This is a genomic window from Lacrimispora brassicae (assembly GCF_054772055.1).
This window is the reverse complement of the sequence record NZ_BRYH01000057.1, coordinates 45,521-58,522: the sequence shown is the minus strand read 5'-3', so window position 1 is coordinate 58,522 and position 13,002 is coordinate 45,521. Positions and strand designations below refer to the sequence as shown.

The window sequence follows — 13,002 nt, the reverse complement described above, 5'->3', positions numbered from 1 at the left end:
TCTCCACTATGTTGATCGTATACATAATAGAAAGCAGCCGAAATATACGGCTGCCTCCTATTATTGCTAAGTGTATAAATTAAAATATGAGAGAAGTTTTAAAAATATCTTTTTTATGATGAACCAGAAAAGTAACAGCAAAAAATAGTAAGCGATGAATAACCTGCCGTTCCCCAAATCCCTCCAGTTATGAAATAATAAAGACAACCAGGAGAGTCACATTTTATACAAAGATAACAAGGCTTCGCCGAAAGGCCTGCGAGATACCAGCAGCCAAACACCGTGTTGTCCTTAAATTATAGCACTGTTATAGCTTCTCATAAATTTGAAGTGTAGCATAAATTTTCAAGGTCAAAACTTAATTGAAAGTTTGCTACCAATTGGCATTTTCAAAGTCATCATTATCTAATTCCTTGATGTAAACAGATATTTGAGTGACTTTTTTGATATAGGATCCGTCTTCAAAAAAGCGCCTTTGGGGGGTTCATAAATCTCTTCAAAATCATCATAGATAAACGTAGGCTCGCACTTTAATAAATCAGATTCTAATGTTCCAACTCCAATATTACAAAATAATTTGCCTTTGTAATTATCCAATGTGGTCATTTTAAAAAGCTTTCCATTGACCAAGTGTAAAAAACAGATACATTGTATCCTTAATCTCATACCTTACCCATAAATTATTCAATACTGTTCCTGAAACCAATTGTGTATTTCCTAGTAGTTCTCTGGTTTCTTTTATATCAGAATATAAATATATTCCTCCCATACTTTCCCAAGGTATAATAGGCTTATTAATATCGACCATCTTAACCAGTAATACTTGAATCCGCCTAATCTCTTTGTCCAATTTAAAACACCGATTTTTAGTAGTTTCTGGTATCGACTTTCTGTAATTATTCCGGCATCGTATGTTTTCAAAGGAGGGGAGTATTATGACAGAACAGGAATTATTGGATATGTTCATTCAGGAACGTATCAACATGCTACTTGATATATTCAATAAAAATCAGCCTGACAAATCAAAGAAGGAAGATGAACAAATTTTGCAGGCTGAAATTTTTATCGAACATTTACCCAGCAAAGAGAAGGAACTGGTTGAATATTACATTGATTCTCTCACGAATTTACTTACATCAGAAGAAAATTTTCTGTATCAGCATGGATTTATGCATGGGGTTAAACTGTTAATATTTATCTATAAATTATAATAATTTAAAACAAAATCAACGAAACAGATCTTCAAACCAAATAATAACCCTGGTTTAAAGGTCCAAAAAACTTTTACAATTGTTAAAAAATCCAATTGAAAAAATTCAATTTATTCTCTTGCAATATAAACATAATTGTCATTGTCAAGTGCATTACTCAGAAGATTACAAATTTCATCTGTTACCTTTTTAGAGTTGAGAAATCGAAATTTTGCATTTTCAGTTTGTTTAATCTGCTGAAATGCTTTCATAAGATTAGGTATTTGCCATGGACTTTCATCATACCATCCTTCAACAAGGTTATAACAATACGCCAAGCCAGTCCATCCACTTGCCTCTGGTTCAATTTTTTCCATGATGTCGTCAAAATATCCATCCCATATTCTTATGACATTTCTATTATCATTGTCAAGTACCTGTATAAATTGAATTTCACCTTCTCCTTCATACCCTTTATAAAAATCCCAAATTATATTATCCATTTTTACCCCCTATGGAGCAACCCAATGTCCGCTTTCTAATAACTTTTTTGTGCTTCTGTTGCAATACCGTTTTGAAAGGCTGTTATTGCTTGTTGCCAATCATATGAAACACTCTTTACTAATTTACCAGCAGATGCTTTTCCGGCAGAAACGTTAAAACTCTTATATAAAATGAGGTGGGATATTGAAACATCTTTTCGGGAGCTAAAGTATAATATTGGCCTGGCTAGTATTCATAGCAAGAAATATGATTTGATACTTCAAGAGATTTTCTCAAAACTGATTATGTATAATTTTTCTGCATTAATAGCATATCAGATAAAAACACCTCCAAACAAAAGGATTGACTTTTCAAATGCAGTAAACTTTTGTCGTCAGTATTACAACGGGAAGATAACTGAAAAAATTTTGCTTGCATTGATACCAAAGTACTTATCTTCTATACGTCCTGATAGGATATATAAGAGATTTCAAAACATAAAAAATGCAATTGGATTTGTATACCGGATTTCCTAGTCACTACTAATGGAATACGAATTTGCAGATGATCATAAATGCTCATCTGTTTTTGGCATGTGCTTTTACACAAAAGTGGCGAACTCATAATTGAATTCGCCACCTACTTCATAATCTTATCTATCGACTTTCTTCTTAACTTAATGACATTGACTTTAAGAGGATCATATCAGGTCTAACTTTTGGGGGGGCAGTTCACGCACCCCCAAAATATGAATTTACCTTTTCATTTAACGCATAAATTATGAACTTAACTAAATTATCCGGAACCTAGTTAGAACACTTTTAGGAGCTGGAAATATCTCTTTCGGTCTTTTAATCAACTTTGAAGTTTCCCAAGTAGAAAAGCATCCCAAACATGATTCATACAAATGCGTATCCGTTTTATCTGTGTAATAAGCAAGATTATCTCCCCTACAACTTGGACAAACCCTATCGGAAACCATCGCACTAAGATCCCAAATGAGCTGTGATAAGATTCTCCATATTTCACTTAGGCTACATTTATCTGTTTTCATGTAACCATTTAAAATCAATTCATAATTATCACCATTTGTTCCTGTAATAAAATCCGAAAAGTCCATATTCGTTATGTAATCCAAAAAATCCTTGTCTGCTACATCACTTAAAATATTTTCATATTTTTTCACAATATTAATTATTGCACTCAACAGTTCGTCTGTTTTGATGTTCTTGGTTTGACTAAAAACCATTTTACACTCTTGCCATAATTGTTCTTCTTGTCTTTCCATAAAACTCTCCTTAGAAAAATTAATGTGGGGCTGGAACCGGATATATTGTAATTAAATTCCCTTTTACATCCGTATAAATTGCAATCCAAGAGGTACTTTGACCTCCAACTTCTGGAATACTTGGTTTTACTGTTCCTATATTTTGTCCAACATCTACGACTCTTACATACTGTCCCGACTCTTGAGAAATTGTACCAACAGTATTTATTACATCTTTTCTTCCTAGAATATCTTTCAATTCATCAACTGTTATACTAAATTGTCCTGCATTTTTTCCAGGTGAGAAATGTCTGCCTTTAACATGTTCCAAACCTGCATTATTTGATGGGCTGAATCTAGTCGGACCATTTGCTACATTAATTCTCGTAGTATCAAACCCAGCATTTATTGCCTGCCCCGAACCCTCATTAGCAATTGGCCCAACAAAATTAGGGTCCCCGGCGATTGGATACTTTTCATTCAGCCATTTTAACGTTTCTGGTGTCAATGGCACATATTCATAGCTCTTAAAACCATTTTTACTGTCAAGTTCCATCCGGTCCAGACGATATATTGAATCCAGATTCCCTTCGTATGCTTCCGGATTATTGCTCTTATATGAATATGTGGCGGTTAATGCTGCCAGCAGGATAAACGCGAACCCACTAATTCTTTCATTTTCTGACTGTGCCACGGAAATTCCCACATCTCCATACGTCATTTTACAAAGGCTGCCTGAATGCGATATCTCAATTTTAGCACACATCATCCCATAAGGATCTGACTTTCCCGTTATTCTTTCATATGCTTCCCGGCTAAGTACTCCGTTTTGCCCCTGGATCTCCCTGAGCATTGCCAGACGTTCCTCTTTTCCATACTCCATCAGCAGCGGATCTGTCAGAAATATGTACTCTGTTTCAGGATTTCCCTCCAAACCATAGAGATCCAGTCTGGTTTCCACATCCAGCCGCTGGTAAGCTTCGATGGCCTTCTCATATTCTCCCCAGAGCTCTACTATGACCAGATGATGAGCCTTCATCTGCTCAAACGCCTTTTCATCCAGACCCAGGTCTGTCATCAAACGGTCTTTGTTCGCCTCCAGTTCCTGCAAAACCAGAAGCTTTTCCTGCTCCAGCTTTGGCAGCTGATACCACTGACACATCTGTTTCAATCTCTCATATGCTTCCATGGATATCCGGTCTGCTCCAACTAACTGCTTTAATTCTGCCATTGTTTCCACAGGCAGTAATTTAAATATCTCAACCAGCTTTAATAACGCCTCCTGACTATTCTGCCCTTGTTCCAGCAGCCTCCCGTTATCATTCCAGCTATATTGGAATGATCCGTCTTTCATCTGGATACCGCTTAATGCGCCGACTGCTTCTTCTATGTATCCTGCCTGCAAAGATATCTGCCGGTTGTTGATCACAAGATATCCCTTTTCTTCCAGAACTACGATTGCAAGCTGCTTTCTGGGGTCATTAACTCCCAAAATCTCCTTCCCCATTAATTCCTGCTTTAACTGGTCGATCAGCTCCTTCCGTTCCCGGTCCGGCAGGGTCTCCCATACTTTATCAATGTATTCCTGCATCTGACTCCAGTTATGGGTCAGCACACCAGCCTCTATCGTCTTAAAGCTTCCAAACTGCCGGTGTATCTCTACCATCCCACTGGTCCAGCCTTCCGGCATCTCGTACTGGGACATATCCTTTATGACTTCTGATTCCAGCTCCCTGATTCCTTCGCCGTATTCTCTCATTTCTGACTGCAATGCCTGGAGCCTGGCTTTCTGTGTTACAATTTCTTCGATGCATTCCTTAATTTCACTGGTTAGCTTATCTTTTGTTCTTTCTGCATAGGACAGTCCGCTTAATTCTTTTCTCCCTGACTCCAGCAGATCCCATACCTCCTCGTAATCTGCCTGCAGCATCCGGTGGCAGTAATCAATGGTTTCCTGACTGTCTTCATTGTAGGTTAAGAGGTTTTCACTTCCAGATCCTCCTCCCCCTCCCTCCAGTATTTCCGGAAACCGCAAAGCTTTCTGATTTAATTCTATGGCTCTTGGAAGTACTTTCCCGGATAAAGTAAGATGCAGTGCGGTCAACTGATTGATAAACTGCTTTGTCTCATTGTACCACACCTGACTCTTTTCTACAAAACAATCCCTTGCATATCCTTCCCATGAACCGCTTGTGAGGGTATTACAGCATACTTTTACCTCATTTGCAATCCGGGTATAATGTTCAATATCTTTGCTAAGTCCTTTACAGGTTTCTTCCAACACCGGTATACTTATTTGAAACAGTTCCATCTGGGTCACTCCCCCCATTCTTATCTTCTTTAGTCATCCTCTTCACGCTCATGATAATTATAATCCCAGCGTTCCATGTCAGATAATCGTTCTTCCAGACTGCTTAATTCCTGTTCACAGTGGTCCAGCAGATCCCCGGATCTTTGTCGGTACAACCTGTTGCTGAGTAAAATAGCCTCGGACAGTACCCCGATATTATCGGGTGTTATGCACAAACTGTGGTTTAACTCCAGATTATTTATATGATTCTTAACCCTTCCATCATTGCATTGGCTCGCTTCCTGGAAACGCTTGCGTGCATGGGATATTTTTCTAATATCAGCCTCACATTTTCTTATTTCTCTGCAATAACAAGACACTCTTTTTGCCTCCCTTCCTCTCTTTTTCCCCATTGTATGAGCATAGATGCTCTCTTTCCAATAAAATTACCTGGTTTTGTTCACCGTATTTATAGTTTTTCTCTTACTTCATTTATCACAACATGTTAATTAATATATTCCCCAAAAACCAACCTGATCAATCTGAACACGAAGAGGCTTTCTTCTAGGGTCCAGGCTTGGCAGACCTCCTGAAAAGGCAACAGAGTCTGTCGGTCTCAACGAAGCGAATCCACACTATTTCTTCTTTATGATGGGAGTAAATATACCCACTGCTAAAAACAGTCTGTTTACTAAATTACTTGACAATTAACAAATCTTTACCTTTATTTTACAATTTTTTATTTATTTTATATTTTATCATTTAAACAAGAATTCTCCAATTACTATTGGATACATTAAAATACTAATTGATTACATAAGTATAAATTTTACCATAGTATATCGGCTTGTAGAATAATAATGGGGATGTTGCATAATCAATGAAAAATGGTATTCCAAATCCTGCATATTCCGAAAGTATCTATGCTTTACAATGTGACAAATCATCTGATTTCAGATGTCATTTTTGGAAATGTCTGTTCAGGAGAACGGGCACACACAGAATCATTACTGGATTCCCCTGCCTTGGAGAGCGATTCCTGTTATCGGCCGGTTTTGTTGTTCGACCATGGGTATCCATCGCAAAAAATCATTCAAGCTCTTCACCAAAAGGATTTGTTTTATTTAATGAGATGTTCAAAGTCTTTTCTTTCCTATGTGTAAATGATGCATCACTGGGTGAAAGCGTGGTTATGGACATACATAAAGGATTAGAAATTCCATTAATGATTATTAAATTTCCACTTGAAAGTGGAGAAATAGAGATGCTTGTTACAAACATATTTGATTCGAAACTGAAAATCAGTGATTATAAGGAACTTTATTTCCGGCGTTGAGGGATAGAAACAAAGTATGGAGAGCTGAAAGATTGATTATTGATTGAAAAATTCTGTGGAAAAAAGCCAGAATGTATCCGTCAGGAGTTTTATGCACATTTATTTATGGGCAAATATCGTATCTATATTGAAAAAAGAAAGTAATAAAAAGGAAAAGATACGGCAAAAGGGAAACAAAAAAGAGACTATCAGACAAATCGGAGTTACTTGTGTGGCCTTACAGCAAGAGCAATTCTCTTTCTTTTACTAGAAAATATGAAAGGGATACTGGCTAAAATAATTGAAAAGGCACAAAAAGAGCGTTCGCCCCTACGACCAAATAGAAAATGCGAACGCTCTGGTGCCCAGTATTGGAAAACATTTGATATGAATCTAAAAACACATCTCTAATAAAAAAGAGCATTCTGATCCTGTTTCCAATGACAGAGGTATATAGTATACCATTTTTTAACCACGCCTGAAATAATTATCATGAGAAAATTAATTTCTTAGATTTTATTTCTCGTACGTTTTTTTCCTAACTTGACAGCATTGATTGTGCAACGCCCCCCTGTTCTATTGATCTTCTATCGCTCCCACAAAAACGGATCATCCGTTTGACTCAGGTAGTTTTTAAGCGTTTCCCGGTATACCAGAATCTCCGCCCTTTGGCAATCCGGCTCCAATACCTCCGGATTAACCTGATAAGGATCCTCTATATTATCATAAAGATATTCCTTTTGCTCCTCTCCCGGAGTATAGCCGTTGAAAATGACATAGGTATATCGCTTATCTTTGATGCCTCTCCAGCCATAAGCCTTATGGCTGAGGCCTTTGTCGGAAAATGCTTTTACCATCTCCGCACCGCCTGGATAAGAGCAGATCAGCATATCCCGGGGCTCGTTCTCGTCCTTACCGAACATCCCCTTAGCATGGCCATAGCCCTCACATGTTTCAGGTACGGGAATTTCCAGGAGCTCCAGAATGGTCGGCATGTGGTCCGGACTGGCAAATATCCCGTCATTTTCCACATTCTTAATTCTTCCCTTCTGGCGGATCATAAGAGGGATATGAATGGATTCCTCATACCAGATATTTTTACTCATCAGCCCGTGAGAACCAAGCATTTCTCCATGGTCCGCCGATAAGATGACCATGGTATTCTCTTCCATGTCATGATCCTTTAAATATTGAAGGATTCTTCCAAACTGTTCGTCCATCCCGTAAATCGCAGCATAATATTGTCTTGTCTGAGTTTCCAGAAGCCCTCCCTTTTCCCTCATCTCCTCAGGAACGTTTTCACGGTAGTTAACTTCCAAATCCTTAAACTTTTCATAATACCGGTCCGGCACCAGCTCATAAGGAAGATGGGGCGGATTATAGGATAAAAACAGGGCAAAGGGCTGTTCTTCATCTTTCCTGGATTCCATATATTCAATGGCCTTATCTGTCTCAAATTCCGCAGACCATTTTCCCGGTTTTATCTGTCTTTCATCATCCTGCCAATAATGGGGGTCCAAGTGGTCATCCCAGGCTCCGTAGGACAGCCAGTAATCAAATCCATGCCTTCTTTCTCCAGGGGGCGTATAGGCATCCCAGTCTCTTGCCCCTGATTTTGGGCTGGAGGTAAAGTTAAGTTCTGAAGCATCCAGATGCCATTTGCCAATGTAGCCCGTCCGGTATCCTTCGTCCTTTAGTACATCTCCCATACAGATCTCCTGGGGCCTTAGCATGACCTTCTCTTCCAATCCTATTTTGCAATTGGTCCACATTCCTACACGGAAAGGGTATTTCCCCGTCATCAGAGAAGCTCTGTGAGGAGAACATAAGGGGTACGTACTGTAAGCATTGGTAAACCTCATGCTCTCCTGGGCAAAGGAGTCAATGTTTGGAGTCACCACCTGGTCCATGTTCATAAATCCCATGGCGTGAGCCCGCCACTGATCGGCAAAAACATACAGCAGATTTGTTTTCATTTTTTTCTCCTTACTCTTCCACCAGTTCCTACCAGTACAGCTCCCAGTCCTGTGAAAGCCTGGTAAGTGCCTCCATGTAAAAATAATCGCCCCAGGTATTACACTCGTCTACGCCCCGGTTGGTACAGGTATTCTCTTTGGAATCCCTGGCGTAGGTGCCGTGAAGCAGCAGTCCGTTGGATTTTTTGTAATCCTTGTTGGCACAATGATCCACAAGGGCCCGAAGCATCCGGTCAGCCGCATCCAAGTATACCATGGCCTTATCTTTTTCCAAATATTTTGCCATTTCCAGGATTCCGCACACAGCAATGGCAGAAGCTGAAGAATCTCTCGGCTCTGTGTTTCCCGTATCAAAGTCAAAATCCCAGTAAGGAACAAGATCTTCCGGCAGGTGCTGGATAAAATAATCGGTTACGCAGCAAAACAGATCCATGTATTCTGTATTTTTTAAATACCGGTAGCTTAAGGCGATTCCATATATGCCCCAGGCCTGGCCTCTGGCCCATGCAGAGCCGTTGCGGTTTCCCTGGTGGGTCACACCGTAAGTTGGTTCCCCTGTTTCCACATCAAAGAAATGAGTATGGTAGGTGGAATGATCCGGACGCAGAATGCATTTCATGGCGGTTTTTATGTGGTTCTCCGCCTTTTCTTCATAAGAGGGATCTCCTGTCACTTCCGTTGCCCAGTAAAGCAGGGGGAGATTTAACAGGCAGTCAATGATCAGACGGTATTCCTTCGGTTCTCCCGGATTTCCCCAGGCCTGAAGAAATCTGCCTCTTTCCCTGTAGCGTTCTGCCAAATGATCCGCCGCCAGAAGGGCGGCCTTTTTTGCGTGCTCATTGCCGGTCAGCTTATAGGCTGCCACACAGGATAAGCTGTATAAAAATCCCATGTCATGATGGTTTACGTCGATTTTATTTTCAATTCTGTTAAGGAAGCTTTCTACCTGTACTTCTGCAGCTTTCCGGAATGACTCATCACCGGTATGCTCGAAAGCCAGCCAGATCACTCCTGTCCAGAATCCTGTTGTCCATTCCACATTTTCTGTTGCTTCATAAAATCCGTCGAAACTGTTGGAAGACTGGAATTTATCGGTAAATTCCGTAAGATTTTCTTTGACGATCTTTACGGCATCGTCAAGAGCCTTTTGAACCATGCCCTCTTCCATTCCAGGATAGGTTTTTATTTGTTCCAATGTCTGTGCCATATACTTCCCCTTTCCATTTAACCCTTGATTCCGCTGGCCGCAACGCCCTCTACAAAGAACTTCTGGCAGCTTAAAAACACAATGATGACCGGGATCAGAGAGCATACGGAGGCTGCCATGATCCATGCATAATCCGCTCCGAACTGGGATATGAACATCCGGATACCCAACTGGATGGTCTTTAATTCCTTTGTCTTTAAATAGATCAACGGTCCCATAAAATCGTTCCATACATTGGTGAATGTAAAGATGGTCAAGGTCGCCATTGCAGGTTTTCCAAGAGGGAATACGATTTTTCCGAATATGCCATACTCATTCAATCCATCGATCCTGGCTGCTTCGCACAATTCATCAGGGATGCTGATATAAAACTGGCGGATCAAAAACACACCGAATGCGGAAAAGGCCTGCATCAGGATTAATCCTAAATGAGTGTCGTTAAGGCCCAGCTTGGAAACCAGAATAAACTGGGGAACCATGTAGACCTGCCACGGAACGGCTATGGTGGTAACATACATAAGGAAGATCAAGTCCCTGCCTTTAAAGCGCGTCTTCGTAAAACCGTAAGCAGCAAAACAACTGGTGAACAACTGGATGATGGTCGTAATGACCGTCAGCTTGGCGGTATTAAAAAAGAAGGTTACAAGGGGCAGCTTCTTCCAGATTATTTTATAGTTCTCCCAATGCATCGAATCCGGCCACCACTTCATTGGTATGGAAAATACGTCTTTATTAAGCTTTAAAGAAGAAATTACCATCCAGTAAAAGGGCACCAGCATAAAAAGGGATAAAGCAATCAATCCCAGATACAGAAGTATCCTTAAATCCTTTGTTTTTGTTCTCATCGCTTTCCCTCCTTACATCAAATCCTTAGACCACTTTTTTTCACCGGCAAACTGAATCAGGGTGATAATAAGCACTACAGAAAACAGAACAATGGCTCCCGCACTAGCCGGTCCGAACTGCCATGAGGTAAATGCCTTTTCATAAATATAATTGACCAGGGTTTTGGTGGCGTTGCCAGGACCTCCGCCTGTCATTACGTATACAAGGTCAAATACCTTAAAGCACTGGATGGTCAGCATGATCAGAACAAAGAATGTGGTTGGCGTCAGCATGGGAATGGTAATATACCGCAGCTTCTGAAAGCCATTGGCACCGTCTATGCCGGCCGCTTCGTAAAGAGAACCTGAGATTCCCTGAAGGGCTGCCAGATACACGATCATATAGTATCCCATGTATTTCCATATGCTTACCACGGAAATGGCCACCATGGCCCACTTCACATCCACGACCCATCTGGGAGGCTTGGAAATGCCGATGAATTTCAAAAATTCATTGATCGGTCCAAAATCCGGCTGGAACAACATATTCCACACCGCTCCTACTGCCACGATGGAAGCAATATATGGGAAATACAATGCAGTACGGAAAATGGCGATTCCCTTTAGTTTGTGATTCAAAAGAACTGCCAGTAAAAGCGACAGTACTAAGGTCGGGAATACTGTAAGCAGTGCGTATTGAATGGTGTGAACAAAAGATTGGACAAATATCCTGTCACTAAAAATCTGGGCAAAATTCTGTAATCCTACGAACTCCATGGGAGCCTGAGAGCCATCCCATTTCATAACACTTAAAATAAAGGAAAAGATAACGGGAATGAATACGAAAATAGCATACCCGATTAAATTAGGCAGAATAAAGGAATAACCGATCAGGTTACTTCGGATTGCCTTCATCTGGTGTGACGTCAGTGTCTTTTTTACTTCTTTCATACAGGATTTACCTCCTTTTCACCTGCTTCTTGCCGCAAAAAGAGCGCCTTGCTGTAATTTTAGAAAAGGCGCTCTCCGGGCAAGCAATTATATTTTACCAGCCTTTGATTTCCGTAACACGTTTGTTCAGTTCTTCAATCCCCTGATCAACGGTATACTGCTTGATCATGATCATTTCATGAACTTCATCCAGTACCTTACGGATTTCTTCGATCTGTGGGTCTAAAGGACGGTCAAATGAGTAGTGTGTATAAGACAGTGCTTCAACATTTGATTCTCCTTCTGGGAAGAACTGTGCAGAAGAGATAGTCTTTAAGGATTCCTCTGTCTGGATACCGGTAAATACGCCCTGTTCAGCCAGGATGTTTGCTGCCTCTTTGCTGGTTGCGAACTTTACGAAATCCCAGGATAAGTCAGGCTCATCAGTGTAAGCACTGATTCCAAGGGGAGTAAGAGCTCCTACTGTATAACCGGTTTCTGTATCAGCCGGATGAGGGATCCTTGCAATGCCCCAGTTAAAGGAAGTCTCATCGGATGCACGGGACTGGATCATGGTTGAGATAAACCAGGTTCCCATAGGCATCATAGCGCACTGCTGGTTTTTAAATACGGAAGAGTAATGGATATTCGCTGTCTTTAAAGTAGAGTAATCCTGAATATAACCATTATCCTGTAAGGAAAGAGCTGCTTCATACCATGGCTTTAAGAAGGAATAATCCTTGTCAACAACTGTGTGCTTGCCATCCTGAACGGCCCAGTTTGTTACAAGCGCCTGCCATGTGTGGTTATGTCCTCCGTATACCTTTGAACTGCCTTCTCCAGAGGTCATCTTTGCTGCAAGAGCATCATACTCATCCCAGGTCATATCATTGGAAGGATAGGCAACGCCTGCAGCGTCAAAAAGATCCTTATTGTAATACAACACATACCAGTCGGAACGATATGGAAGTCCATAGGTAACTCCGCTGTACTGAAGCTGTTCTGCCGCACCGTTGTAAACTGATGTATCGAAGTTATCCTTCTTCATGAAATCATCCAAAGGAAGGAGCTGCTTTTTATCTGCCATCTGAAGCATGGAGCCCATATCCTTTACCCAGATGATATCCGGATCCGGCTGTGCTGCGGACAAGCTGATTCCTAAGGAATTGTTGTACTCGTCGGCTGATGTGTCGATGACTTTGATCTCCACATTTGGATTTTCTTTCATATAAGCGTCAACAACTGCCTGGAACTGAGGTGATGAATCATAGTCCCATGTAGTAACGGAAAGAACCTTCTTCTCGCCAGAGCCCTGTGCTTTTTCGTCTGCCTTTGTTGTTTCTGCAGCAGATGTTGCTCCGGTTGTATCTGCAGCACTGCTTTCAGCAGTCTTACTGCCGCATGCTGTTAGAGATGCGCAAGCCATACCGGCTGCTAAAACAATAGCTAAAACTCGTCTTAATCTCATTGATTTGAAACCTCCCTTTTTTTAGAACTACGCGCGTATGTGTTCTTTATGT

13 protein-coding genes are annotated in these 13,002 nt (G+C 40.8%); 3 read left to right on the top strand and 10 right to left on the bottom strand.

What is annotated here, in order from left to right; genetic code table 11:
• Nucleotides 1-607: 607 nt before the first annotated feature.
• Entirely contained in the window at nt 608-850 is a 243-nt protein-coding gene (locus ACYVD3_RS25340) for a hypothetical protein (RefSeq protein WP_460645279.1), read from the bottom strand.
• An 85-nt stretch (nt 851-935) separates the two neighbouring features.
• On the opposite strand from ACYVD3_RS25340, the gene ACYVD3_RS25335 reads away from it, so the two are divergent.
• On the top strand, nt 936-1,211 hold the full coding sequence (locus ACYVD3_RS25335) for a hypothetical protein (protein ID WP_460645278.1): 276 nt from the start codon (nt 936-938) through the stop codon (nt 1,209-1,211).
• A 110-nt stretch (nt 1,212-1,321) separates the two neighbouring features.
• Here ACYVD3_RS25335 and ACYVD3_RS25330 read toward each other — a convergent pair whose 3' ends face one another.
• Complete coding sequence (locus tag ACYVD3_RS25330) at nt 1,322-1,693, bottom strand: hypothetical protein (protein ID WP_460645277.1); 372 nt, start codon at nt 1,691-1,693, stop codon at nt 1,322-1,324.
• Nucleotides 1,694-1,777: 84 nt separating this feature from the next.
• Between ACYVD3_RS25330 and ACYVD3_RS25325 the strand changes: the two genes are divergently transcribed.
• Complete coding sequence (locus ACYVD3_RS25325) at nt 1,778-2,209, top strand: transposase (protein ID WP_460645367.1); 432 nt, start codon at nt 1,778-1,780, stop codon at nt 2,207-2,209.
• Nucleotides 2,210-2,463: 254 nt separating this feature from the next.
• Here ACYVD3_RS25325 and ACYVD3_RS25320 read toward each other — a convergent pair whose 3' ends face one another.
• The 3 genes from ACYVD3_RS25320 to ACYVD3_RS25310 are packed head-to-tail and all read right to left on the bottom strand — an operon-like array spanning nt 2,464 to nt 5,610.
• Complete coding sequence (locus ACYVD3_RS25320; protein ID WP_460645276.1) at nt 2,464-2,961, bottom strand: hypothetical protein; 498 nt, start codon at nt 2,959-2,961, stop codon at nt 2,464-2,466.
• 19 nt (nt 2,962-2,980) lie between these two features.
• Complete coding sequence (locus tag ACYVD3_RS25315; RefSeq protein WP_460645275.1) at nt 2,981-5,251, bottom strand: hypothetical protein; 2,271 nt, start codon at nt 5,249-5,251, stop codon at nt 2,981-2,983.
• A 29-nt stretch (nt 5,252-5,280) separates the two neighbouring features.
• Nucleotides 5,281-5,610 (bottom strand): hypothetical protein, encoded by a 330-nt coding sequence (locus ACYVD3_RS25310; RefSeq protein ID WP_460645274.1) that lies wholly within the window; start codon nt 5,608-5,610, stop codon nt 5,281-5,283.
• Between the two features lie 500 nt (nt 5,611-6,110).
• Between ACYVD3_RS25310 and ACYVD3_RS25305 the strand changes: the two genes are divergently transcribed.
• A complete protein-coding gene (locus ACYVD3_RS25305; protein WP_460645273.1) occupies nt 6,111-6,566 on the top strand; it encodes a hypothetical protein in 456 nt (151 codons plus the stop codon).
• Nucleotides 6,567-7,132: 566 nt separating this feature from the next.
• Here the strand turns inward: ACYVD3_RS25305 and ACYVD3_RS25300 are convergent.
• From ACYVD3_RS25300 to ACYVD3_RS25280, 5 genes are all read right to left on the bottom strand, one after another.
• The gene (locus tag ACYVD3_RS25300) at nt 7,133-8,521 is read right to left on the bottom strand and encodes a sulfatase family protein (RefSeq protein WP_460645272.1); all 1,389 of its coding nucleotides are present in this window, start codon (nt 8,519-8,521) and stop codon (nt 7,133-7,135) included.
• Nucleotides 8,522-8,549: 28 nt separating this feature from the next.
• Nucleotides 8,550-9,728 (bottom strand): glycoside hydrolase family 88 protein, encoded by a 1,179-nt coding sequence (locus ACYVD3_RS25295; protein ID WP_460645271.1) that lies wholly within the window; start codon nt 9,726-9,728, stop codon nt 8,550-8,552.
• Between the two features lie 17 nt (nt 9,729-9,745).
• The gene (locus tag ACYVD3_RS25290) at nt 9,746-10,573 is read right to left on the bottom strand and encodes a carbohydrate ABC transporter permease (RefSeq protein ID WP_460645270.1); all 828 of its coding nucleotides are present in this window, start codon (nt 10,571-10,573) and stop codon (nt 9,746-9,748) included.
• A 12-nt stretch (nt 10,574-10,585) separates the two neighbouring features.
• Nucleotides 10,586-11,503: a carbohydrate ABC transporter permease gene (locus ACYVD3_RS25285; RefSeq protein ID WP_460645269.1), complete on the bottom strand. Its 918-nt coding sequence runs from the start codon at nt 11,501-11,503 to the stop codon at nt 10,586-10,588.
• A 94-nt stretch (nt 11,504-11,597) separates the two neighbouring features.
• On the bottom strand, nt 11,598-12,950 hold the full coding sequence (locus ACYVD3_RS25280) for an ABC transporter substrate-binding protein (protein WP_460645268.1): 1,353 nt from the start codon (nt 12,948-12,950) through the stop codon (nt 11,598-11,600).
• Between the last annotated feature and the right edge of the window lie 52 nt (nt 12,951-13,002).